This is a genomic window from Amycolatopsis sp. 505 (assembly GCF_031625235.1).
Lineage (GTDB): Bacteria > Actinomycetota > Actinomycetes > Mycobacteriales > Pseudonocardiaceae > Amycolatopsis.
In genome coordinates, this window is sequence record NZ_JACKQP010000003.1 from 53,366 (window position 1) to 78,420 (window position 25,055).

17 protein-coding genes are annotated in these 25,055 nt (G+C 72.2%); 13 read left to right on the top strand and 4 right to left on the bottom strand.

Going from position 1 to position 25,055, the window contains the following annotated elements:
• Positions 1 to 21 precede the first annotated feature (21 nt).
• Positions 22 to 1,197 carry an FAD-dependent monooxygenase gene (locus tag H5965_RS12105; RefSeq protein WP_310969742.1) on the top strand — a complete coding sequence of 392 codons (1,176 nt, stop codon included), beginning with the start codon at positions 22 to 24 and terminating at the stop codon, positions 1,195 to 1,197.
• Between the two features lie 316 nt (positions 1,198 to 1,513).
• Here H5965_RS12105 and H5965_RS12110 read toward each other — a convergent pair whose 3' ends face one another.
• Entirely contained in the window at positions 1,514 to 1,753 is a 240-nt protein-coding gene (locus H5965_RS12110; RefSeq protein ID WP_310969743.1) for a hypothetical protein, read from the bottom strand.
• Between the two features lie 201 nt (positions 1,754 to 1,954).
• Between H5965_RS12110 and H5965_RS12115 the strand changes: the two genes are divergently transcribed.
• From H5965_RS12115 to H5965_RS12170, 12 genes are all read left to right on the top strand, one after another.
• Positions 1,955 to 3,127, top strand: coding sequence for an ROK family protein (locus H5965_RS12115; protein ID WP_396136904.1), 1,173 nt, complete (start codon positions 1,955 to 1,957; stop codon positions 3,125 to 3,127).
• Positions 3,128 to 3,443: 316 nt separating this feature from the next.
• Positions 3,444 to 4,631 (top strand): ROK family protein, encoded by a 1,188-nt coding sequence (locus tag H5965_RS12120; protein WP_310969745.1) that lies wholly within the window; start codon positions 3,444 to 3,446, stop codon positions 4,629 to 4,631.
• Positions 4,628 to 6,124, top strand: a complete 1,497-nt coding sequence (locus tag H5965_RS12125) for a sugar ABC transporter ATP-binding protein (RefSeq protein ID WP_310969746.1) — start codon at positions 4,628 to 4,630, stop codon at positions 6,122 to 6,124. The genes H5965_RS12120 and H5965_RS12125 overlap by 4 nt, the downstream gene beginning before the upstream one ends.
• On the top strand, positions 6,121 to 7,119 hold the full coding sequence (locus tag H5965_RS12130; RefSeq protein ID WP_310969747.1) for an ABC transporter permease: 999 nt from the start codon (positions 6,121 to 6,123) through the stop codon (positions 7,117 to 7,119). The genes H5965_RS12125 and H5965_RS12130 overlap by 4 nt, the downstream gene beginning before the upstream one ends.
• A gap of 21 nt (positions 7,120 to 7,140) precedes the next feature.
• Positions 7,141 to 8,196: a substrate-binding domain-containing protein gene (locus H5965_RS12135; RefSeq protein ID WP_310969748.1), complete on the top strand. Its 1,056-nt coding sequence runs from the start codon at positions 7,141 to 7,143 to the stop codon at positions 8,194 to 8,196.
• 31 nt (positions 8,197 to 8,227) lie between these two features.
• Positions 8,228 to 9,373 (top strand): Gfo/Idh/MocA family oxidoreductase, encoded by a 1,146-nt coding sequence (locus tag H5965_RS12140; protein WP_310969749.1) that lies wholly within the window; start codon positions 8,228 to 8,230, stop codon positions 9,371 to 9,373.
• Complete coding sequence (locus tag H5965_RS12145) at positions 9,370 to 10,374, top strand: sugar phosphate isomerase/epimerase family protein (protein WP_310969750.1); 1,005 nt, start codon at positions 9,370 to 9,372, stop codon at positions 10,372 to 10,374. The genes H5965_RS12140 and H5965_RS12145 overlap by 4 nt, the downstream gene beginning before the upstream one ends.
• Positions 10,375 to 10,383: 9 nt before the next feature.
• Complete coding sequence (locus H5965_RS12150) at positions 10,384 to 11,238, top strand: sugar phosphate isomerase/epimerase (protein ID WP_310969751.1); 855 nt, start codon at positions 10,384 to 10,386, stop codon at positions 11,236 to 11,238.
• Between the two features lie 20 nt (positions 11,239 to 11,258).
• Positions 11,259 to 12,236, top strand: a complete 978-nt coding sequence (locus H5965_RS12155; RefSeq protein ID WP_310969752.1) for a multicopper oxidase domain-containing protein — start codon at positions 11,259 to 11,261, stop codon at positions 12,234 to 12,236.
• The gene (locus tag H5965_RS12160) at positions 12,236 to 16,195 is read left to right on the top strand and encodes a ThuA domain-containing protein (RefSeq protein ID WP_310969753.1); all 3,960 of its coding nucleotides are present in this window, start codon (positions 12,236 to 12,238) and stop codon (positions 16,193 to 16,195) included. The genes H5965_RS12155 and H5965_RS12160 overlap by 1 nt, the downstream gene beginning before the upstream one ends.
• An 85-nt stretch (positions 16,196 to 16,280) precedes the next feature.
• Entirely contained in the window at positions 16,281 to 18,107 is a 1,827-nt protein-coding gene (locus H5965_RS12165; RefSeq protein WP_310969754.1) for an OmpL47-type beta-barrel domain-containing protein, read from the top strand.
• A gap of 15 nt (positions 18,108 to 18,122) precedes the next feature.
• On the top strand, positions 18,123 to 18,482 hold the full coding sequence (locus H5965_RS12170; RefSeq protein ID WP_310969755.1) for a hypothetical protein: 360 nt from the start codon (positions 18,123 to 18,125) through the stop codon (positions 18,480 to 18,482).
• Positions 18,483 to 18,850: 368 nt separating this feature from the next.
• Here H5965_RS12170 and H5965_RS12175 read toward each other — a convergent pair whose 3' ends face one another.
• From H5965_RS12175 to H5965_RS12185, 3 genes are all read right to left on the bottom strand, one after another.
• Positions 18,851 to 21,787, bottom strand: coding sequence for an AAA family ATPase (locus tag H5965_RS12175; RefSeq protein WP_310969756.1), 2,937 nt, complete (start codon positions 21,785 to 21,787; stop codon positions 18,851 to 18,853).
• A 111-nt stretch (positions 21,788 to 21,898) separates the two neighbouring features.
• The gene (locus H5965_RS12180; protein ID WP_310969757.1) at positions 21,899 to 22,105 is read right to left on the bottom strand and encodes a hypothetical protein; all 207 of its coding nucleotides are present in this window, start codon (positions 22,103 to 22,105) and stop codon (positions 21,899 to 21,901) included.
• 30 nt (positions 22,106 to 22,135) lie between these two features.
• Positions 22,136 to 24,970: a type 2 lanthipeptide synthetase LanM family protein gene (locus H5965_RS12185; RefSeq protein ID WP_310969758.1), complete on the bottom strand. Its 2,835-nt coding sequence runs from the start codon at positions 24,968 to 24,970 to the stop codon at positions 22,136 to 22,138.
• Between the last annotated feature and the right edge of the window lie 85 nt (positions 24,971 to 25,055).

Here is a 25,055-nt window from a genome sequence, read left to right on the forward strand (position 1 = left end):
AACTTAGCTATCGGAGGCGTCATGAAGCGAGTGTTGATTTCGGGTGCCAGCATCGCCGGTCCGGCGCTGGCCTTCTGGCTGCGGCGGGCCGGGTTCGCCGTCACCATCGTGGAAAAGGCGGCCGGACTCCGGACCGGCGGCTATCCCATCGACGTCCGCGGCACGGCGCTGGACGTCGTCGAGCGGATGGGGATCCTCCCGCGCCTGCAGGACCTGCACATCTCCACGCGGCGGCTGACGTTCCTCGACGCCGACGGTGCGGAAATCGTGTCGCTGGCCCCGGACGCGATCATCGGAGGTGCGGACGGCGAAGACCTCGAGATCCGCCGCGGCGACCTCATCCGCACGCTGTTCGACCTGGTGCGCGACGACGTCGAGGTCCGCTTCGGCGACACGATCGAGACCCTCACCGACAACGGCGAGGTGACGTTCCGCAGCGGCCACCGGGACACCTACGACGTGGTGGTCGGCGCCGACGGCCTGCATTCCCGCACCCGCGAGCTCGTCTTCGGCGACGAGGCACCGTTCCACCACTACCTCGGCTACTGCTTCGCGGGCTTCACCATGCCCAACGACTTCGGGCTGTTCCGGGAGGGGCTCGCGTGGAGCAAGCCGGGGAAGGGCGCGGCGCTGTACGCGGTCCTCGACAGTGAAGAGGTGCACGGGTTCCTGGTCTCGGCCCGGCCGGAGCCGCCGCTCGAGGCGTTCCGCAACCCGGAGGCCCAGCGAGAACTGATCGCCCGCACCTTCGCCGGCGACGGCTGGGAGATCCCGCGCATGGTGGCGGCGATGCGCGAGGCCGACGACCTGTTCTTCGACGTGATCAGCCAGATCCACATGCCCCGCTGGTCATCGGGCCGGGTCGTCCTGGCCGGCGACGCGGCCCACGCACCATCGTTCCTGACGGGCCAGGGCACGAGCCTCGCTCTGGTGGGTGCGTACGTCCTCGCGCACGCGCTGGCGGTGTTCCCGGACCACATGGCGGCGTTCGCTGCGTACGAGAACCGGTTGCGCGGCTTCGTGGAAGCCAACCAGGCGCTGGTGAGTGCGGGCCAGGCGACGTTGTTCCCGGCGACGGCGGAAGCGTTGGAGGCCCGCAACGCCGCGCTCCGGGGGCTGACCACGGCACCGCCGGCCACGGCTCGGCCGGAGCACTCGGCGCTGGTGCTGCCGGACTTCCCGCTGCCGGTGCGATGAGGCGGCTGCCGGTACTGGATCGGCCTGGCCGGCTCGCCGCGCACGGGGTGGCTGGTTCGCGGTGGGTGGCGCCGGTGGCCTGCGGTGCCTCGGGTGATTGGCCGGTGCTGGTTGCCCTGTTGCGCTCGGGTGGCCGGTTCGCGGCGAGGGGCCCCGGCTGGCCTGCCGCGTATCGAGTGGCCGGCCCGCTGCGACCGGCGGCCAGCGCCCGCGCCGAGCGGGGGCTGGGCCTGGCGCTTTCGACCGGCACTCGCCGACCCGCGGAGGCGGGCCGGGTGCCGGGTCCACTTTGCTCAGCACCCGCCCGCCGGCCGCCTCAGGTCGCCGGGATGAGCAGGATCGGGTAGGTCCGGGGGACCACGCACAACGCGGTCGTGGCGAACATCGCGAGCGAGCTGCCGATGCACCTCTCCGCCGGGACGCTTTCCGCCTGAGCCGATGCCGATGCCGATGCCGATGTCGTTGCCGATGCCGATACCGATGCGGCCGCCGAAGCGCCGATGAGGACTCCGGTCGTCAACGCCAACGCACCCAGCGCGGCCGTGATCCGTCGCATGGTGATCCTCCTGTCGTAGAGCCGGTTTGCGATGGCGGGAGGCTGCCCCCGAAGCCCGGCCGATGAACGGGATCGCCGCCGATCGCACCGGTCCGGGTGACCCCCACCCGCACCCCACCAGCCACGGCCGGGCGGATCGGCGGGCCGCCGCGCACCAGTACGCTGAAGCGAATGAGCACGGTATCCACCCCGGAGCAGTCGATGGTCGAAACCCGGCACCAGACCCGGCTGCTCACCCTGCTCCGCGACGACGGCCCGATGTCGCGGGTCGAACTCGGCGAGCGCCTGGAACTGCCGCGCGCCCGGGTGGGCGCCGAGGTCGCCCGCCTGGCCGAGGTCGGGCTCGTCGAAGCCGCCGGGCCGTCGGCCAGCCGGGGCGGGCGGCGGTCCACGCTCGTCCGGCTCGCGGGGGAACTGCGGGTGCTCGCGGTCGACGTCGGGGCGACGTCGGTCGGCGTGGCCGTCACCGATGCTTCGTGCGAGGTGCTCGCGCACGCCGTCGAGGACTGCGATGTGCGGCAAGGCCCGCACCCGGTGCTGCGGCGGGTCGCCGAGCTCGCCGCGAAGGTCCGGGACGAGGCGCCCGGCCGGCTGATCGCGGCCGGCATCGGGTTGCCGGGGCCGGTCAGCTTCGCCGAAGGCATGGCCGTCGCGCCACCGATCATGCCCGGCTGGGACCGGTTCAACGTCCGCGACCACCTCGGCGGGCTGTGGGGCTGCCCGGTCGCGGTGGACAACGACGTCAACGCGATGGCGCTCGGCGAGCGGCACGCCGGGGTCGCGCGCTCGACCGACGACCTGATGTTCGTCAAGATCGGCACCGGGATCGGCTGCGGGATCGTGCTCGGCGGCAAGGTCTACCGCGGGGTCGCGGGCACGGCGGGCGACATCGGGCACATCCGGCTCGACGACTTCGGCCCGACCTGCGCGTGCGGCGAGGTCGGCTGCCTGGAGGCCTACTTCGGCGGGGCCGCGCTCGCCCGCGACGGGCTGGCCCTGGCCCGCAGCGGCCGGTCGGCGCACCTGGCCGAGGCGGCCGCCGAGCGCGGGGCGGTGACGGCGCGTGACGTCGGCCGCGCCGCCGCGGCCGGCGACTCCGGCGCGGTCAACCTCATCCGCGACGGCGGCCGGCGGCTCGGCCAGGTCATCGCCTCGCTGGTCTGCTTCATCAACCCGGGCATGGTGGTGATCGGCGGCGGGGTGGCCCAGCTCGGGCACCAGCTGCTCGCCGAGGTCCGCAGCGCGGTGTACCGGCGTTCGCTGCCGCTGGCCACCGGAAACCTGCCGATCGTGCTGTCCGAGCTGGGCGAGACGGCGGGCGTGATCGGGGCCGCCTGGTCGGCCACCGACCGGGCGTTCACGCTCAGCAGCTGAGCGGCCCGGGCGGGACGCCTCCCAAGGTCGCGAATGACTCATTCGCGACCTCCGACGTCCCGAATGAGTCATTCGCGACGCTCGTGGCGGGCCGGGCCTGGGTGACAGAGCGTTGCTGAACGCGTCCAAAGTGTAACGTCAAGATCGGACAGACTTTCGTACGCATCGAGCGAAAGTCTGTCTGGTTTCGCACGTCTATCCGGGTGAAAACCCGACTAAACGCACCCACATCACCTTGACGAGTGATGCCAGTCACCCTACTTTCGCTGCCTGAGCGACAAAGTGCGTTCAGTAGCCAGCGCAAGATGGGGGCACCGTGGCCGTCACCGGAACGAGGCAAGCCGGCTCGGCGAGCCCGCGTACGGCGAACCTGGCCGCGGTCCTGCGGGCGCTGCGCACCGGCCCGCTCTCGCGCACGCAGCTGGCGGCCCGCTGCGGCCTCCCCAAGTCCGCGGTGCCCGGCCTGCTCATCGAACTCGCCGAGCGCGGCCTGGTCCGGCCCGCCGGGGTCCGCCCCGGCAACGGGCGGCCGAGCCGGCTGGTCGAACTGCACGGCGAAGACGCGTACGCGCTGGCGATGGGCATCGAGGCCGACCGGCTCTCGGCGCGGGTCACCGACCTGTCCGGCCGGGTGCTGGCCGAACGCGCCGAGGCCGTCGACGTCGCCGCGCTCGGGCTCCAGAGAACCATGGACGAGCTCGGCCGGCTGGCTCACGCGGTCCTGCCCGGGCCACCGGTCGGCGTCGCGATCTCGGTGCCCGGCCTGGTCGATTCGGCCGCCGCCGTGCTGCGGTTCGCGCCCGCGCTGCGCTGGCGGGACGCCGAAATCGCCGGCCTCATGGCGGCCCGGCTGGGCGTCCCGGCCGCCGCCATCGCCGTGGACAACGACGCCAACCTCGGTGCCCTCGCCGAATCGGTCGCGGGCACCGGCACCGAGGTCTTCTACCTCGGCGGTGGCACGGCCGTCGGCGGCGGGTTCGTCTCCGGCGGCACGATCCTGCGCGGCGCGCGCGGCTTCGCGGGCGAGGTCGGGCACATCGCCGTCGACCCCTCCGGCGAACGCTGCTCCTGCGGCCGGACCGGCTGCCTGGAAACCAAAGCGAGCCTCGCCGCGGTCCTGCGCGCGGCCGCGGCCCCCGGCGACCCGCTGCACGATCCCGCCCCCGGCGTCGAAGGCCGCGTCGCCCGGCTCACCGACCGCATCCGGCTGGGTGACCAGCGGGCGGTGACGGCGGTCCACGAACTCGGCGTCGCGCTCGGCATCGCCCTGTCCACGGTGGTCGACGTGCTCGACCCGGACGTCGTCGTGCTCGGCGGCTACTTCGCGGAACTCGGGGAGTGGCTGGTCGAGCCGGTCCGCGTCGAGCTCGCCGCCCGGCCGCTCGGCCAGGCGCGGGTCGTGGCGTCCGGGCTCGGCCTGCAGGCGCCGCTGCGGGGTGCCGCGCACGTGGCGGCCGAGCGGCTGTTCGCGAACCCGACGCTCGCCGAGGAGGCCACGGTATGACCCTGCTGTCCGTCCGCGGGATCGTGAAGACCTTCCCCGGCGTCCGCGCCCTCGACGGCGTCGACCTCGACGTCGAAGCCGGCGAGGTGCACTGCCTGCTCGGCCAGAACGGCGCCGGGAAGTCGACGCTGATCAAGGTCCTCTCCGGCGCGCACCAGCCCGACACCGGCGAGCTCACCTGGCAGGGCGAAGCGGTGACGCTCGGCTCGCCGGTCGACGCCCTGCGCCTGGGCATCGCCACCATGTACCAGGAACTCGATCTCGTGCCCGGGCTTTCGGTGGCGGACAACATCTTCCTCGGCCACGAACGCGCCCGCTTCGGCTTCACGCGCATCTCCCAGGCCCGCGACGAAGCCGCCCGCCTGATGGCCCGGCTCGGCCACCCGGACATCCGGCCGTCGACCGAGGTCGGCAAGCTTTCGGCCGCCGGCCAGCAGCTGGTCTCGATGGCCCGCGCGCTGGCCCACGACGCCCGGCTGCTCGTGATGGACGAACCCACCGCCGCGCTGGCCGGCGAGGAGGTCGACAACCTCTTCCGGATCGTCGGCGAGCTGACCGCCGACGGCGTCGCGGTCGTCTACATCTCCCACCGCCTGGAGGAGCTGCGCCGGATCGGCCACCGGGTCACCGTGCTCAAGGACGGCCGGACCGTCGGCACCAGCCTCGACGCCCGCGCGACGCCGACCGCCGACCTGGTCGCGCTGATGGCCGGCCGCAAGGTCGAGACGGTCTTCGGGCCACGCCACGACGGGCACGCGAAGCCGGAGACCGCGCTCGCCGTCGAGAACCTGACCCGGCACGGCGAGTTCGAGGACGTGAGCTTCACCGTCCACGCCGGCGAGGTCGTCGGCATCGCCGGCCTGGTCGGCTCCGGACGCAGCGAGCTGCTGGAAACGATCTTCGGTGCCCGCAAGGCCGACCGCGGAACCGTTTCGGTCCAAGGCAAACCGCTCGGCCCCGGCGTCCGGGCGGCGGTCAGGGCGGGCATCGGCCTGGCGCCCGAGGAGCGCAAGAGCCAGGGCCTGCTGCTCGACCTGCCGGTGGTGCACAACGTGACCCTGGCCAGCCTCGGCCGGTACGCGAAGCTCGGTTTCACCGAGCGCGCCAAGGAACTGGACGACGCCGGCGCCAGCCTGCGCCGGCTCGACCTGCGGCCCGCCGACCCGCGGCGGATCGTCCGCACGCTGTCGGGCGGCAACCAGCAGAAGGCCGTGCTCGCGCGGTGGCTGGTCCGCGGGTGCCGGGTGCTGCTGCTCGACGAGCCGACGCGCGGCGTCGACGTCGGCGCCCGCGCCGAGCTGTACCGGCTGATCGACGAGCTGGCCGCGACCGGCGTGGCGATCGTGCTGGTGTCCAGTGAAATCCCCGAGGTGCTCGGGCTGTCCGACCGGGTGCTGGTGCTGCGCGAGGGCCGGGTCCTCGCCGACCGGCGCTCGGCCGGGCTGACCGAGGCCGAGGTGCTCGACGTGATTCTCGAGGGGAGCGCGGCATGACCGAAACCCAGGCACCGCCCCAGGAAGCGCTGCCCGCCGAACGGAAGCGGTTCACCTTCTCCGCCGACCCGCGGCTGCTCGGCCTGGCCGGGGTGCTCGTCATCCTGTGCCTGGTCGGCCAGCTCACCCGGCCCGAGCTGTTCTTCACCGAAAGCAACATCTCGACGATCCTGCGGCTGGCCGCGGCGATCGGCGTGGTCAGCGTCGGGATGACGTTCGTGATCATCAGCGGCGGCATCGACCTGTCGGTCGGCTCGATGGTCGGCCTGGCCGGCGTCTGGCTGACCACGCTGGCCACGCAGTCGTACGGGCCGTTCGTGATGGTCCTCTGCGGACTCGCGGTCGGGCTCGGCTGCGGGCTGATCAACGGCGTCCTCGTCGCCTACGGCAAGGTCGTGCCGTTCATCGCCACCCTGGCGATGTACGTCTCCGCCCGCGGGCTCGCCGAGCGGATCAGCGGCCGCCGCACCCAGGTCGTCACCGACCAGGACTTCCTGGCCTTCTTCCGCGGCGGCTTCCTCGGCATCCCGACGCTGATCTGGCTGTTCGCGCTGGTCTTCGCGGTCGGCTGGGTGGTGCTCAACCGCACCACCTTCGGCCGCCGGACGTACGCGGTCGGCGGCAACGCCGAGGCGTCCCGGCTGGCCGGGATCAACGTCAAGCGCCACCTCGCGCTCGTCTACGGCGTGGCGGGGCTGTGCTGCGGGATCGCCGCGCTGATGGTCGTCGCGCGGACGACCGCGGGCGCGTCGACCAACGGCATGTTCTACGAGCTCGACGCGATCGCGGCGGTGGTCATCGGCGGCACGCTCCTGACCGGCGGCCGCGGCTCGCTCATCGGCACCCTCGTCGGCGTGCTGATCTTCACGGTGCTGTCGAACATCTTCACGCTGAACAACCTGGACACCGACATCCAGAACATCGCCAAGGGCGTGATCATCGTGCTCGCCGTGCTCTTGCAGTTCCGGGCCAGGAAAGCCAGGACCGGTCCGTAGAAATCACCGATGGAGGTCAACATGGCCGAACAACCCTTCCTCGGCCGCCGGGGATTCCTGCTGGGCGGGGCCGCCGTCGGCGCCGGCGCGCTGCTGGCCGGCTGCACGTCGAACACGCCCGCGAACTCGGAGTCGAACGCGCCGGTCGCCAACGCGGGCAACAACGCCCAGCCGGGCAAGCCGATCACCATCGGCTTCTCCGCACCGGCCGCCGACCACGGCTGGATCGCGGCGATCACCAAGAACGCCAAGGCCCAGGCGCAGAAGTTCAGCGAGGTGAAGTTCAACGCGACCGAGGGCACCAACGACGTCAACCAGCAGATCTCCCAGGTGGAGACGCTGATCAACGCGAAGGTCGACGTCCTGGTCATCCTGCCCTTCGACGGCAAGGCACTCACCGCCGTCGGCCAGCAGGCGATGGACGCCGGCATCCCGGTGATCAACCTCGACCGCGTCTTCGACACCCCGCTGGCCTATAGAACCTGGATCGGCGGCGACAACTACCGGATGGGCGTCAACGCGGGCAACTACATCGCCGCGGAGCTCAAGAAGAAGAACGTCGCGAACCCGGTCATCGGCGAGGTCGCCGGGATCGACTCGCTGCCGCTGACCCAGGAACGCAGCAAGGGTTTCAAGGACGCGCTGGGGCGCGCCGGGTTCAGTGTCGGCCCGCGCGTGTCGGCGCAGTTCACGTCGGAGTCGGGCGAGCAGCAGACGGCGAACCTGCTGCAGGGCGCGCCCAAGCTGGACGCCCTGTGGAACCACGACGACGACCAGGGCATCGGCGTCAACGCGGCGATCGACACCGCGGGCCGCAAGGAGTTCATCATGGTCGGCGGCGCCGGCTCGAAGAACATGATGAACCTGATCAAGGCCGATTCCTCGCCGATCAAGGCGACCGTGCTCTACAGCCCGTCGATGGCCTCGACCGCGGTTGCGCTGGCGCGGCTGCTCGGGCAGGGCAAGGGGATCGGCGACCTGGCCGAGCACGACATCCCGGCCGAGATCACCACGTACTCGGCGGTCGTGACCAAGGAGAACGTCGACCAGTACCTCGACGTCGGCTTCGACTCCTGACCCGTCTGTCCACAGTACACAAAGGAGGGGTATGAGCCCGGCACGGGAAACGATCGGGATCGGGATGGTGGGCCACGCGTTCATGGGTGCGGTGCATTCGCACGCGTGGCGCAGCGTCCACCGGTTCTTCGATCCGCCGCTGGTGCCGCGACTCGCCGTCCTCGGCGGCCGGGACGAGGCCCGGACCAAGGCCGCCGCGGAGAAGTTCGGCTGGGACGACGTCGAGACCGACTGGCGGAAGCTCGTCGCCCGGGACGACGTCGGCCTGGTCGACGTCTGCACCCCGGGGGACAGCCACGCGGAGATCGCCATCGCCGCGCTGGAGGCCGGGAAGCACGTGCTGTGCGAGAAACCCCTGGCCAACTCGGTCGCCGAAGCCGAGGCGATGGCCGAGGCGGCGCGGCGGGCCCGTGAACGCGGGGTACGGGCCATGGTCGCGTTCAACTACCGCCGGGTGCCCGCACTCGCCCACGCCCGGAACCTGGTCGTGAGCGGGGCACTCGGCGAGATCCGGCACGTGCGGTCGGTGTACCTGCAGGACTGGCTGTCCGATCCGCAGGCCCCGATGACCTGGCGGCTGCGGCGCGAGAGTGCGGGTTCGGGGGCGCTGGGCGACCTGGGGGCGCACATTGTCGACGCCGCCCAGTTCGTCACCGGGGAGGTGATCACCGGCGTCTCGGCGCTGACGAACACCTTCGTCAAGCAGCGGCCGGCCGAGACCGGCGGCACCGACGACGTCACGGTCGACGACACCGCGGTGTTCCTGGCCCGGCTGTCCGGGGGCGCGGTGGCGACCTTCGAGGCGACCCGGTTCGCGCTGGGCCGCAAGAACGCGATGCGGCTGGAGATCAACGGCTCGAAGGCGAGCCTGGCGTTCGACTTCGAGTCGATGAACGAACTCCAGTGGTACGAGGGCACCGGAACCGAAGCCGGGTTCCGGCGCATCCTCGTCACCGAGCCGCAGCACCCGTACGTCGGCGCGTGGTGGCCGCCGGGGCACCTCCTCGGCTACGAGCACACGTTCACCCACGAGGTCGCCGACCTCCTGGACGCCATCGGCGCGGGCACCGACCCCGCGCCGGGCTTCGACGACGGCCTGCGCGTCCAGCGGGTGCTGGACGCTGTCGAGAAAAGCGCGGCCGCGGAAGCGACTTGGACACCGGTGGAGGAGAAATGAGCCGTCCCGTCACGTTGTTCACCGGCCAGTGGGCCGACCTGCCGTTCACCGAGGTCTGCAAGCTCGCCTCGGAATGGGGCTACGACGGGCTGGAGATCGCCTGCTCGGGCGACCACTTCGAGGTCGACCGGGCACTGTCCGAAGAGGACTACGTGCCGGGGCGGCTGCGCCTGCTCGCCGAGCACGGCCTCAAGGTGTGGGCGATCTCGAACCACCTCGTCGGGCAGGCCGTCTGCGACGACCCGATCGACCAGCGGCACCAGGCGATCCTGCCGTCCCGCATCTGGGGCGACGGCGAAGCCGAGGGTGTCCGGCAGCGGGCGGCGGCCGAAATGGCCGACACCGCGCGGGCGGCGGCGAAGCTCGGCGTGGACACCGTCATCGGCTTCACCGGCTCCAAGATCTGGAAGTACGTCGCGATGTTCCCGCCGGTCTCGCGCGATGACATCGATGACGGCTACGCGGACTTCGCCCGCCGGTGGAACCCGATCCTCGACGTCTTCGACGAGGTCGGCGTCCGGTTCGCGCACGAGGTCCACCCCTCGGAGATCGCCTACGACTACTGGACGACGAAGCGGGCGCTGGAAGCCGTCGACCACCGGCCGGCGTTCGGGCTGAACTGGGACCCGTCGCACTTCGTCTGGCAGGACCTCGACCCGGTCGGGTTCATCCTCGACTTCGCCGACCGGATCTACCACGTCGACTGCAAGGACACCCGCAAGCGCTTCGACGGCCGCAACGGACGGCTCGGGTCGCACCTGGCCTGGGCGGACGCGCGGCGGGGCTGGGACTTCGTGTCCGTCGGCCACGGCGACGTCCCGTGGGAGGACTGCTTCCGGGCGCTGAACTCGATCGGCTACACCGGCCCGATTTCGGTGGAGTGGGAAGACGCCGGGATGGACCGGCTCCGCGGCGCGGCGGAGGCGGTGAAGTACGTGCGCGCGCACCTGTTCGACAAGCCGTCGGCGGCCTTCGACGCGGCTTTCAGCAACCAGAAATGAGGGAGTTCCATGTGCGGTGACCAGCCAGATCACTACTCCCGACGATCATTCCTGAACGTGGCGACAGCGGCTCTCACGGTGGGTGCGGCGACCATCGCCTTGCCCGGTACCGCGGACGCTTCCCCGGCTCGCCGCCGCGTGCCGCTCGACAAGATCAGCATCCAGCTCTACTCCCTGCGGTCGCTGCTGCAGGACGACCCGGAAGGCACGCTCTCCGCGCTGGCCGACATCGGCTACCGGAAGGTCGAGCTGGCCGGGACCTACGGCCGCAGCGCCGCCGAGTTCCGCGCCATCCTCGACCGCTGCCACCTCAAGGCGTCCTCGACGCACGTCGGCATCGACGGCGACCTGAACCAGACCATCGCCGACGCGAAGATCCTCGGCAACACCCTCGCCAACGTGCCGTACGCGAACTTCGCCACCATCGCCGAGTGGGAGGCCTTCGCGGGCCGCCTGAACACCGCCGCGACGGCGTTCAAGAAGGCCGGGATCGCGCTCGGCTACCACAATCACAACCACGAGTTCGCCCCGATCGGCGGCGTCCGGCCCTACGACGCCCTGACCGCGAAGACCGACAAGCGGACCGTCCACCTCGAGATCGACCTGTTCTGGGCGGTGACCGGCGGCGCCGACCCGGTCCAGCTGTTCCGGCAGCACTACCCGCGCGTGACGCAGTACCACGTCAAGGATCGGACCGCGGACGGGCAGATGACCGACCCCGGCACCGGCGTCATCGACTTCCGGCGCATCTTCGCCGCGTCCTGTCACCACATCCGCGAGTTCATCGTCGAGCACGACCAGCCGACCGATCCGCTCAACACGGCGAAGGTCGGGTTCGAATACCTCCGCACCGTCCGGTTCTGAGAGCCCCGGGGGGACTCGACATGCGAGTATCACGTCGGTCGATGCTGGCCGGAACCGCCGCGGGTGTGCTCGCGCCCGCGGTCGGGGCGGCCGATGCGGCCTTCGCCGCGGGGCTGACCCGCCAGATCACCATCTACGCCGAAGCCCTGCCCGGCGGCCTCTACGGCTACGGCCTCGAGCCGGGCAAGGCCACCATCCCGGGGCCGCTGCTGGAGGTCTACGAGGGCGACACCCTCGAGATCGAGCTGGTCAACCGGACCGACAAACGGCTGTCGATCCACCCGCACGGCGTCATCTACGACACCGCGTCGGACGGCGCCCCGCTCAACGCGTCGTTCAACAACCCCGGCGAGACCCGCAAGTACACCTGGCGCACGCGAGCCCGGTACGACGCCGGCGGCGGGTTCTGGATGCCCGGCAGCGCCGGCTACTGGCACTACCACGACCACGCCATGGGCACCGACCACGGCACCGCCGGCCTCGCCCGCGGGCTGTACGGCGGGCTGATCGTCCGCAAGCGCGGCGACTTGCTGCCCAGCAAGCAGTACACGGTCGTGTTCAACGAAATGCTGATCAACCACGCGATGGCGCCCGACACGCCGATGTTCGAGGCTCGCCTCGGCGAACGCGTCGAGTGGGTCTGCATCGGGTACGGCAGCCTGCCGCACACGTTCCACCTGCACGGGCACCGCTGGGCCGATACCCGGACCGGGATGCTCAGCAGTGCCGCTGACAACGTTGCCATCGTCGACAACAAGAACCTCGACCCGGGCAGCTCGTTCGGGTTCCAGGTGATCGCCGGCGAAGGTTCCGGGCCCGGGGCGTGGATGTACCACTGCCACGTCCAGACCCATTCCGACGGCGGCATGGTGGGGCTCTTCCTGGTCCGCAACCCCGACGGCAGCCTGCCCGACGGCGCGCAGGACGCGATCGACCGGTTCAAGGAGCACGGCCACACCGGGCACGGCCTGAGCCCGGACGCCGGGACGCACTCGTGATGAGGAGGGGAGTCATGAAACGACGATGGTTCGGCAGGCGCGGCGCGGTCGTGCTCGCCATCGGCTCGGTCCTCGCGGCCGGGGCACCGCTGCTGGCGATGCCCGTGGCCGCGGCGGCCCCCGCGGTGAACGTGCCGGTGAACGTGCTGGTCTTCCACGGCGCCGCGGCCGGTCAGAAGGACCCGGTGCTCCGCGCGGCGGACGCGCTCGCGCGGCTGGGCGGGGACAACGGCATCACGGTGACGGCGTCGCAGGATCCCGCCGTCTTCAGCACCGCCAACCTGGCCCGCTACCGCGGTGTCGTGTTCCTGTCCGCGCAGGGCGTCACGCTCAGCCGGGACCAGGAAGGCGCGCTGCAGGCGTACATGAAGGCGGGTGGCGGCTTCCTCGGCATCTCCGACGCCGCCCGCGCGCAGGACTCGTCGCAGTGGTTCACCGGCCTGATCGGGGCGCGCCCGGTCGGGGCGCGGCTCACCCCCGAAGCGGTCGCGTCGGTGACGGCGAGCGGGGAGAACCCGCCCAACGAAACCAAGGAGAAACTGGCCGACAACAACGAGAACACGAAGTGGCTGACGTTCGCGACGACCGGCTGGGCCGCCTTCAAGATGGCCACCCCGGTCGCGATCAGCAGCTACTCGCTGACGTCGGCGAACGACTTCCCGGGCCGGAACCCGAAGAACTGGACGCTGCAGGGTTCCGCGGACGGCAGCACCTGGACCGACCTGGACACGCGGGCGAACGAGACGTTCACCGAGCCGTTCCAGACCCGGACGTTCACCTTCGCCAACACCACGGTCTACCCGAACTACCGGCTGAACATCACCGCGAACGCCGGTGAGCCCATCATCCAGCTGGCGGACCTCAAGCTGTTCAAGGACACCTCGACCACCCCGCCGCCGCCGGAGCCGGCACCGCAGCAGGCCGTCGTCGACGTCCTCGACGCGAAGCACCCGGCCACCGCCGGGCTGCCGCAGAACTGGACGCGCACCGACCGCTGGCTCAACTGGGAAACCAACCCGGTCGGCACCGTCCACACCGTCGCGCAGGTCGAGGAGAAGGGCTACCAGCCGGGCATCGGCGCGAACGGCCCGTTCCACCCGATCTCCTGGTGCCGCGACTACGACGGCGGCCGCTCCTTCTACACCGGCATGGGCCGCACCGAGGGCTCCTACGGCGAAGGGCCGTTCCGTGACCACCTGCTCGGCGCCCTGCGCTGGACCACCGGCATGGTCCGCGGCGACTGCCAGGCCGGGATCGCGGCGAACTACAAGGTGGAGAAGCTGACCGGCAAGAACGCGGCCGGGCAGCTCGACCAGATCGGCGAGCCGCACGGGCTGACCATCGCCCCGGACGGCAAGGTGTTCTACATCGGCAAGGCGGCCTGCCCGACCGGGCCGGTGGTCAGCTGGGACGACCCGAACGTCGGCCTCGGCTGCGGCACGATCCACCAGTGGGACCCGGCTACCAAGAAGGTCAAACTGCTCACGACGTTGCGGGTGATGGGCAACCGCGGCAGCGGCGACGAGCTGGTCAAGAACGAAGAAGGCCTGCTCGGGATGGTGCTGGACCCGAAGTTCACCGAGAACGGCTGGTTCTACGCCTACTGGATGCCGCACGAGTCGATCGACCGCGACAAGCGGATCGGCAAGCGCACGATCTCGCGGTTCACCTACGACGCGGCCGCGCAGACGATCGACCAGGCCACCCGCAAGGACCTGCTGTCCTGGGACGTCCAGATCCACAGCTGCTGCCACGCCGGCGGCGGCATGGCCTTCGACAAGGACGGCAACCTCTACGTCGGGTCCGGGGACAACAACTCCTCGGGCGGGTCGAACGGGTACTCGGGCAACAACTGGACCCTCGACTACAAGGGCCTGTCGTTCCAGGACGCGCGCCGCACGGCGGGCAACACGAACGACCTCGGCGGCAAGATCCTGCGGATCCACCCGGAGCCGAACGGGACGTACACCATCCCGCAGGGCAACCTGTTCCCGAGCGGGCCGGCGGACAAGACCCGCCCGGAGATCTACGTGATGGGCGTCCGCAACATCTCGCGGCTGCAGATCGACCCGGTGCACAACTGGCTGACCGCGGGCTGGGTCGGCCCGGACGCGCCGTCGCCGAGCCCCGAGCTCGGGCCGGCGAAGTACGAGACGGCCACGATCATCACCGAAGCGGGCAACCACGGCTGGCCGTACTGCATGGGCAACCGGCAGCCCTACCGCGACCGCAGCAGCACCAACGCCGCGGAACTCACCGGCTGGTACGACTGCGACCACCCGGTGAACACCTCGCCGCGCAACACCGGCCTGGTGACGCTGCCGCCGATCAAGGACAACATGATCTGGTACTCGCCGGACGGCGGCGGCCCGGTCTTCCCGAAGCGGCCGGGTTCGTCGATCCCGACGTACAACGCGGCGGACGCCACCTACACCCAGCCGTACCTGCGGGGCGGCGGCCAGGCCGTCATGTCCGGGCCGACCTACCACCGCTCGCTGGTCAACACCGGCAGCGGCGTCGCGTGGCCGGAGTACTGGGACAACAAGTGGTTCATCGCCGACGAGGCCAACTCGCAGAACCGCGTCGCGGTGGCGGTCGACCCGGCGGGCGTGCCGACGCACCAGCCGCCGGTGTTCGCCGAGACGTTCCGGCAGATCATCCCGGGCGGCTCGGGTGACACCCGGGTGCAGAGCTGGATGGACGCCAAGTTCGGGCCGGACGGCGCGCTGTACGTGCTCGACTACGGCAACGGCTTCTTCTCCCTGGACGCCAACCAGAAGCTGCTGAAGATCAGCTACACCGGCGGCGCGCCGACGCCCGCACCCGCGGCGTCGTCGACCATGGTGCAGAACAAGGCGCTGACGGCGGCGTTCACCGGGTCGAAGTCCGGGGGCGTGTCCTACCGGTGGGAGTTCGGCGACGGCTCGGTGTCCACCCAGGCCGACCCGCGGCACACCTACCCGCGGACCGGGATCTTCACCGCCAAGCTCACCGTGACCTACGCGGACGGCGAGACGGTGACGACCCGGGCGTCGGTGAACGTCGGCTGCGCGGTGGCCGATCCGAGTCCGGTGGTGACCTTGGGCGACACCGTCACGAAGGTGGTCAACCGCAACGCGGGCGGCGGCTGCACGGTGGACGACTTCCTCGACGACGAAGGCACGTGGAGCACGCACGCGGCGTTCGTCAACCACGTCGAGCAGGCCACCGAGACGCTGTCGGACCTCGGGGTGCTGAACGACGCCGAGGTGGCGGAGCTGAACGCAGCCGCCGAGGCGTCACCCATCGGGAAACCGGGGACCACCGGCTACGAGGCGCTCTTCGACGGCACAGCCGCGTCGCTGCGGGCCTGGGAACAGGCACCTTCGGGACAGTTCACGCTGCAACCCGACGGGTCCATCCGGGCCGGCGGGGGGCTGGGCATGCTCTGGTACGCCCAGCGGCAGTTCGGCGACTTCTCGGTGAAGGTGCAGTTCAAGGACATCGCGCCGGACGGCTTCCGGGCCAACAGCGGCGTGTTCGTCCGGTTCCCGGATCCGCGGACCCCGCTGGCCCAGCGGCCGCCGGGCAGCTGCGGCACGGTCGGGTCGGCGCGGGACTCGCAGGCGTGGGTCGCGATCTACTGCGGCCACGAGATCCAGATCTACGACGGCGACACCGGTGAACCGCAGAAGACTGGGTCGGTCTACAACTTCGACCCGCGCCCGCTCGACCAGGCGGGGGCGCGGCCGAAGGGGACGTGGAACGAGTACGAGATCAAGGTCGTCGGGCAGCACTACACGATGACCCGCAACGGTGTGGTGATCAACGAGTTCGACAACACGCCGGGCCTGCAGTCGTCGCGGGCGGGTGACCCGCCGACCGACCTGCGGCAGTTCGTCGGCGGGTTCATCGGGCTGCAGAACCACAGCGACAACGACCTGATCGAGTTCCGCAACATCCGGGTGCGGCAGCTGTAGGTCTGCCGCGGCCGTCGTGAGTGGTAAGGCGGGTTCCAACCCGCCTTACCACTCACGAGGCCCACTTCAGGAAGGGTTCCCCGCGATGTCCCCACGACTGATCGCCCTGCTGCTGACCGCGTTCCTGGCGCTGCTCGGGCTGGCGACGCCCGCGGCGGCGGCTCCGGTCCAGACGCTGACCTGGACCGGGAACAACAGCACCACCGAGTACGCCTCCGCGCCGACCGGCGCCCTGCCCGGCGAGACCACCATCGTCTTCGAGAACAGCGAAGCCACCGGCAACACGACCGGGATGTCGCACACCCTGACCTTCGACACGACGACCCCGGGCTACAACCACGACGTCTCGCTCAACATCCTGGCCAACCCGTTCGACCCGCAGGACGGCCGGCACGAAGCCGTCGTGACGCTGACGCCGGGCAAGTACCGGTACTACTGCACGATCCCCGGGCACACGGCGATGGTGGGGGAGTTCGTCGTCTCCGACGGCACCGGCGACACGACCCCGCCGGCCGTGACCGCTGCCGTGACGGGGGATCGTGACCCGTCGGGCAACTACGTCGGGTCCGCCACGGTGGCGCTTTCGGCGACCGACGCGGGCTCCGGCGTCGCCGCGGTCGAATACCAGCTCGACGGCGGCACCTGGACGGCTTACTCGGCGCCGGTGGTGGTTTCCGCCGCGGGCGCGCACATGCTGCACTACCGCGCGCGCGACGTCGCCGGGAACACGTCGGAAGAAGGGATGGCGCACTTCACGGTCGTCGCGCGGCCGGGGGACACGACCGCGCCCGCGGTGAGCGCGGCGATCACCGGCACCCAGGACGCGGCGGGCAACTACCTCGACGTCGCGACGGCGCGGATCACGGCCACGGACGCGGATTCCGGCGTGGCTTCGGTGGAGTACCAGCTGGACGGCGGCACCTGGACGGCTTACTCGGCGCCGGTGGTGGTTTCCGCTGCCGGCACGCACATGCTGCACTACCGGGCCACCGACGTCGCCGGGAACGTGTCGCCGGAGGGCATGGCCCACTTCACGGTGGTCCGCAGCGACACGACACCGCCGACCGTGTCGGCCTCGGTGGCCGGCACGCAGGACGCCGACGGCAGCTACGTCGGCAAGGCGACGGTCACGGTGACGGCTGCGGACGCGGGTTCCGGGGTCGCCGCCGTCGAATACAAAGTGGACGGTGGGGCGTGGACTGCCTACGCGGCACCGGTTCCGGTGTCCGCGGCCGGGGCGCACACGGTGGGCTACCGCGCTCGTGACGTCGCCGGCAACGCGTCCGCGGAGGGTTCGGTGTCGTTCACCGTGGTCCCCGGCGGGGACACGACGGCGCCTTCGGTCGCGCTCCAGGTCACCGGCAAGCAGGACGGCGGCTGGAACTACGTGGGTGCGGCGACCGTGACGGTGGCGGCTTCGGACACCGAGTCCGGAGTGGGCTTCGTCGAGTACAAAGTGGACGCCGCGGCGTGGACCAGGTACGCGGCGCCGGTGGTCGTGTCGGCGCTGGGGGCGCACACCGTGCGGGCCCGGGCCACGGACGTCGCCGGGAACGTCTCGGCCGAGGTCTCGGGAGCGTTCACGGTGGTCGCGGCCGCGCCGCCGCCGGACGCCTGCCCGGTGTCGGACACCCGCGAGACGGTGGTGATCGGCGGGATCGACAGCCAGGTGGCGAACGTCGACATCGGCGACGGCTGCACGATCAACGACGTCATCGACGAGAACGCGGAGTACGCATCGCATGACCGGTTCGTGAAACACGTGAAGGCGGTGACGCAGGAACTCGTGGCCGACGGCGTCCTGTCGTCCGGCGACCGCAACCGCATCGTGACGGCGGCGATCGACTCCGGCGTCGGCGGCGGTTTGGCACCGGCGGACGGGGGTAAGCGGAAAGCCTCAGCTCGCGCCTAGGGAAAAGAGTGACGGATGCCCGCGTTGACCCGCGTCCTCGGAGCGGTGACGGCCGCGTACAGCGCCACGATCATCGCCGCGCCGCGCGTATTGGCCAAACCATGCGGCTTGACGACCCCGGCCGGCGACGTCACCGCGGGCGTCCGCACCTTGATCGCCGGAATCGGCGCCCGCGACGCGGCGATCGGTTTGGCGATGTTGCTGGCACCGGAGGGCAAGCCGCTTCAGGTGGCGTTGGCGGCGAGGGTGGCTTCCGATGCGGCGGACGCGGTGGTGTTCGGGACCGGTTTGCCGGATCGTTCGGCGCGGGCGAAGGTGGCGGGTTTCGCGGCCGGGTGGGCGGCGTTGTGCGCGTTGTCGGCGGTGGTCCGCTGACCTGGCGGGCGCTCGCGCCGCCGCGGACGTGATCGGTTGCCGGTCGCACGACGCCGGGTGACGGCCCGATCGAGCAGGTGCGCTTGCCCGATCGGGTGACCGTTCGGACGTGGACCGGCCGCGCCTCGGCTCGGAGCCTGGAGGGCGGGTTCAGCCGGGAGAGGGTTCCGATGTCGGCAGCTGCCGGACGCCGACCGGCAGCAGCTGCTGGACAACGTCGGTGCGGCTCCCACCCGGCGACCAGGCACTCGGCCGGCCGCAGCCCCTCGGCGAAATCCGCGTCCTGCTCAAGGGGACCCCGGTGCTGAGCGGGCCCGCGGGGCCCGCCGCCGTGAGTGCCGGACGACCGCGCCCCCGGAACGTCGCCGTCAGACCTCCGAGGCCGACGAGTTTTCCGCCGCGAAGCGGGCCAGTTCGGCGCGGTCGCGGACCGACGTCTTCATCAGCAGGGCCGCCACGTGTTTCTCCACCGTGCGCGGGGAAATGTGCAGCCGGGCCGCCAGTGCCTTGTTGCTGAGCCGGAACGCCAGCAGCTCGAAGACCTCGTACTCGCGCAGCGTGACGCCGATCGCCCTCAAGCTCTCCGGGACCCGCTCGGTGCCCGTGCGGCGCTGCTGCACCGACGCCCCGGCGCGCCGGAGCAGGGCGCGGCAGGCGCTGGCCACCGGGATCACGTCCGCGCCGTGGAAGTGGCTTTCGGCTTCGCGGAGCCATTCCGCCGGCTCGCCCCAGCCGTCGTCGACCGCGGGCTCGGCGGTCAGGCGCAGGCCCAGCGGGCGGGCGACGCCGAACGGGGCCGCCGCCTGGGCCGCGCGCCGCATGGCCGTGGCCGCGGCCTCGTGCGCGTGGTCGCGGCCGTGCAGCACCGCCTCGGCCAGGAGCACGAACTGGCGGTTCCAGCGCATCCCGCCGGTGGCTCCGGCGGCGATGCGCCGGTGGTCGTCCCAGGTCGCGTCGCCCGCGATGACGTCGAGCAGCAGCTTGAGGCCGTGGGTGCCGGCCAGGTGGAACGTGCTCTGCTGCCGCGCCTGGTCGGCGGCCAGGGTGTCCAGCTGGGCGCGCGCGGTCTCGCGGTCCTCCTCCAGCAGCGAGCAGAAGACCTGGGCCAGGCCGCGGGCCAGGGGGGCCTCCGGGCCGGCGTCACCGCCGCCGCGCCGGAAGTCGCCGAGAGCGGTCTCCATCGCCCGGCGGTCGCCGCGGTGGCCCGCCAGCACCGCCTGCGCCATCTGCACGTACCGGCTGACCGCGTACAGCTTGATCCGCGACGACTCCGCGTAGCACGCGTCGAGCCGCCGCCCGGCCTCGGCGAACCGGCCGCACAGCACCGAATGCAGGCCCAGCACGGCGTCCGCGTTGTAGGCCAGGCTGATCCCGCCGGTGCGCAGCGCCTCGGCCCGCGCGGTCTCCAGCCCCGAGGGGTCGGCCTCGGCCAGCCAGGCGTTGCCGCCCAGGCCGACCAGCGCGTAGTTGCGCCAGTTCGTCAGCCGGTGCTCGGCGGCGCTGTCGAGCATCCGCCGGAAGCACTCGTCGGACTCGGCCATGTCCCGCTCGCGCACCACGAACCCGACCGCGTAGAGCGCCTGGCACGCCGTCGAGGGCGAGCCGATCCGCTCGGCCCCGGCCACCGCCCGGCGGCCCAGCTCCTCGCTGCGGCGCACCCGGTCGGGGGCCGGGCCGGACATCGACAGGTACGCGTCCACGGCGTCGACCGCGACAGCTTCCTCGTCCAGTCCCTCCGCCGGCAGCAGCGCGCGGGCCGCGGCGACCTGCTCGAAGCCCTCCGCCCAGCGGCCGGCGACCTGGGCCGCCCACGCCAGCCGGACGTGGACGCGGATCTGGCGTGCCGAATCGCGGCCGTCGGTGGGCCGCAGCGAACGCGCCACCTTCGCCGCCCGGTCGAACTGCCCCGCCTCCGCCAGCGCGAACAGCAGCAGTTCGAGCAGGTCCCGGTAGCGGCCGGAGTGGTCGCCGCCGCGGCCGGCGTCCTCGCCGAGCAGGTTCACGGCGTGTTCCAGCACGGCGATGGCCGACCCCGGCGCGCCCTCGGCGAGGGCGCGCTGGGCGGCCTCGCGGTAGAGGTCGGCGGCGGCCCAGCGGTCGCCGGCGCCCAGCCGCAGCGACGCGGCCAGGCTGCACAGCTCGCCGGGCAGGTCGGGGTGCAGCTCCACGACGGCGTCGGCCGCCTTGGCCGACAGCGCCACGCGCTCGGCCGGGTTGAGCAGGGTCAGCAGCGCTTCGGCGGTGAGCGGGTGGCGGAAGGCGTACCAGTCTTCGCCGCGCTCGTCGGCGATGAGCAGCTGGGCGGCGACGGCGGACTGCAGGTGGCCGAACAGGCTGTGGTCGTCCAGTTCGCTCACCCGCTGCACCACCGACAGCGGGAACCGGCGCCCGAGCACCGCCGCGATGGCGAGCAGCTGCTTGCCGCGTTCACCGAGGCGGTCGGCGCGGCGGGTGATGATCGTGACGAGCGTCGAGGGCACGGCGCTGCGGCCGTGGCCGGTGAACCGCCAGCCCGCGGCGCCGTTCACCAGCTCGCCCGCCGCCACCATGCTGTGCAGCAGTTCCTCGACGACCAGCGGGTTGCCCGCGCTGTCGGCGAACAGGCGCTCGGCCACGTCGGCGGACACCTGGTCCGGTTCGGCGCCGAGCGACGACGCCACCACGTCCCGCACCTCGGCGGGCCCGAGGCTGTCGAGCGGCATGAGGAAACCTTCACCGCGCCGGGCGACGGCGTGGGCCGCCTCCAGCGCGGGCGAGGGTTCGGCGCGCAGGGTGGCCAGCACGACCACCGGCTGCGTGCGGATGTTGGCGGCCAGGTACTCCACCACGGCCAGGGTTTCCACGTCGGCGTCCTGGAGGTCGTCGACGACGAACAGGCAGCCGCGGCCCGCCCCGGCCAGCCCGGTGAGCCGCAGCGTCGCCTCGGCGAGCACCACCAGCGAGGAGTCGCCGGCCGCGTCGGCCCCGGCGGCCCAGTCCGGGATCAGCCTGCCCAGCACCGACCGGTACGGCCCGAGCTGTTCGACCAGCTCGCGGCCGCCGGTGCGGGCCAGCGACAGCAGTGCTTCGGTGAGCGCCCGGAACGGCACGGCGGGCCCGGTGGTGCTGCCGCGGCCCCGCAGCACCACCAATCCCGCGTCCAGAGCGTGGCCGACCGCTTCGGCGGCGAGCCGGGTCTTGCCTATGCCGGGTTCCCCCGTGACGAACACGGCCGATCCCGAAGAGCGGCGAGCGTCGTGCAACACCCGACCGATCTCCTCGATCTCCGTTCCTCGGCCGACGAGAGCGGGGGCACGGGTGCGCATGCGCCAACCTTAGAGACCGGACTCACGAATTCGGTGGTCTTCCGGTGGAGATTCCACTGTTCGGACGGCAAGATTGGGGTTGTTGTCACGCTTTGTGCCGTCGCGAGCACGTCACGCGTGCGTGTGGTTGCTGACGACGGTGCTGATGTCCATCGTGACGACCGCCGCGCTGGCGACGCCGAGGGTCAGCCCGGCGAGAATCCCCGCCCGGACACCGATCTTCGTTCTGGCACCAGGCGTGGCGTCGCCGAGCGGGTTGTCCGCCGCCGGGCCGGCGGGGGTCGCGTCGAATTCGCCGGCATTGGTGTCGTTGCGCATCTGCACTCCCGTGTTGTATGTGTTTCGCGGTTATTTCCGGTGTCCCGAAGGTTCGAGCAGGAGAACCGACGGAACCTGTTCGGCAAAACCGGCCCGCAACAACCCGAAACCGATACCCCCGGTTCCGGTCAACAGGCCTGGGCTCGCTACGCCGTGCGGAGTACCGCACTGGAGCCCGTGTCCTTCGATGGCGCCGACGAGGCGCGAAGTCGCCCTCCGCAAGGCGGAGACCGACGGTTCGTGACCCTGCCCGGCGAGCACCACGAGTGCTTCGAGGGTGCCGAGTTCGCCGTGGCAGAGGGATTGGTCCGACGACGGCGGCCGGGCGGCCACCGCGGCCGAGAACGCGTCCGCCGCCGGTGCGGCGAACCCCGGACCGGCCGCCGCGGCGAGCACCCGCCCGGCCAGGCCCGAGCACCAGCCCAGGTCGCCGGCCACGGAGTCCGCCGGGATCCGGCCGCCCCGGCCGAGGGCCCACTCGACCCCCGCCGCGCCCCAGAGGAAGCCGGGGGCGGTGGGGCGCGCGGCACCGGCGAGCCGCCGGGAGAGCGTGGCGGCCAGCGCGGCCGCTTCGGGCAGCCCGCTTTCCGCGTGCACGGCGTGCATGGCGGCGAGGGCGCCCGCGGTGCCTTCGCCGACGCCCACGGGCGCGGCCGCGTCGGCGGCGGCGGTCGCGGCGATCGCGGCGGGCAGGCAGGCGGCGAGCGTGCTGTCGCCGAGCAGGGAGGCCAGGCGGGCCAGGGCGTAGCAGATCCCGCCCAGGCCGAAGAACCCGCCGGAGCCGACTTCGCGCGCGAGGTCGGGGTGCTCGGCGAGGACCTCGACGAGCACCGGCAGCGTGCGCACGGCCTTCGCGGCCAGCTCGGAGTACCGGGCGGTGCCGGTCAGCTCGCCCAGCTGGGCCAGGAAGAGCGCCGTGCCGCAGTAGCCCTCGGCGAGCCCGGCGCCCATCGGCAGCACCAGCCAGTGGCGGCCGTCCAGGAGTTCGAGGCCGACCCAGTTGGCCCGGACGTCGTCGTGCGCGGCGCGGGCGACGAGGTCGTCGCCGATCGCCGACGCCAGCGCGAGCAGGTGCTGGCTGTCGGGCACGACGGCGGCGACCGCACCGGGCAGCGGTGCCCCCGCGCCGTGGCGGACCTCCGGGCGGCGGGTCGCGAGCGTGGCCTCGACGAACCACTCCTGCTCGCGCAGGTCTTCCGCGCACAGCTGCGCGATCTTCGCGCGGGCCTGGTCGAGGCCGCTCGCGGCCAGCAGGCGGGGCAGCACCACACCGGTGCCGGTGGTGACGTCGACCGACCCCGCGGCGGCGGTGAACACCGGCACGTCGCCGTCGCACAGTTCGGTGATCTCGTGCGGCACGAGCGCGGGCAGGTGGGCCTTCCCGTGATCCTCGGCGAGCGAGGCGAACGCCTCCGGCCGGGCGGCGCCCGCGGCGAGGTGCGCCGGGTGGGTCGAGTCGGTCAGCAGCGTCGCGTACACCTGCGTCGGCCGCATGACCAGGCGGATCTCCTCGCCCGCGAACCCGTCCAGCGCGCCGCCGAGCAGCTCGCCGCGGCGGTCCACCAGCGATTCGTAGGCGGCGCGGAAGCCGCTCAGCAGGCTCTGCCGGTACATCCCGGCGTCGACCTCGGCCCCGGCGAGCACCGGGCGGTTCGCACCGCCGGCGTAGGGGCGGGGCCCGCGCGCCAGGCGCATGTCGTCGGTCCCGGCGCCGGTCCAGTGCGGTACTTCGCCCGGGCTCTGTTCGCCGTTGCCGCCGCCGAAGGCCGAGACGTCGAGCGCGCCGTGCTCGCCGAGCATCAGCGTGGGCAGCAGGGCGGTGCGCGCCACCGAGCGGTGCAGCGCGGCGGCGGCCGGGTCGGGGCCGTTGCGGGTGAGCGAGGTGAAGGCGGGGTGGAACAGCGTCTCGACGTCCACCAGCATCGGCTGGTCGCCGCAGGCGATGAGGTTCTCGCAGTGCATGTCGGTGGCGTCGAGCGCGTAGAGCAGGGCCAGCAGCGCGCCTTGGCGGCGGTAGAAGAGCTCGACGCCGGCCTGGTCGGCGCAGGGCCGCGCGGGCACGTACTCGGCCCAGCCGTAGCCGTCGCGGGCGAGGACGCCCACCGGCCGCGGCGCGAGCCCGGGCCGTTCCTCGGCGAACCACCGCAGCAGCTCACCCCACCGGGCGAGCAGCCCGAGCGGCCGCGGCTTGTAGACGACCTGCCGGCCGTCGGCGAACCCGAGCACGGCCACCGCGCGGCCGCCGGAGTGCACATCGCCGGCACCGAGGGTCAGCTCGCTCAGCTCGGCGGCACTGCCGGCGAGCAACCCGGCCCGCAGCGCCTCGCGATCGGCGGTGAACCGGGCGAGCAGCTCGGCGACGGCGTCGACGGTGCGCAGGCAGGTCTGGGCGAGCAGCCGCGCCAGCACCGGGTGGCGGCCCAGCACGTCGGTGAGGTGGCCGCGGCTGCCGAGCAGGCGGAGGAAGTCGACGAAGCGGTCCCGCCCGGTCGCGCCGCGCAGCAGGCCGGCTTTCCGGGCGGAGTGCAGCTCGAGGACGAAGGTCCGCGCCGCGAGCGCGGTGAGCTGCCCGCAGAGCCAGGTTTCCACGCCGGACCACACCCGCTCGGCGGCGGGCTCGCGGCCGAGCAGGAGGTCCCGGGCGGCGTCGGCGAAGGGGAGGACGGCGTGCCGGAAGACGCGATCGCCCTCGGCCTCGACAGGAGCGGGCCAGTCACCATCGGCGGGCAGCGAAGCCAGGACGCGATCGGCGAGCAGCGCCCAGGCCGGCGGGTGGTTGCCGCCCTCGCCGGGAAGGCGAGCGGCGGTCCACCAGGCCGGTGCCTCGTGGGGGGCCTGCTCGGGGCGCTCTACTGTCTGGCTCACGCCGAGAAGATTCGCACTACGGGAGATGCGGGCACATGGGTAGCCGCTACCCAGATTGGGTATCCGTCTTCGTGGTCTGCCTCCG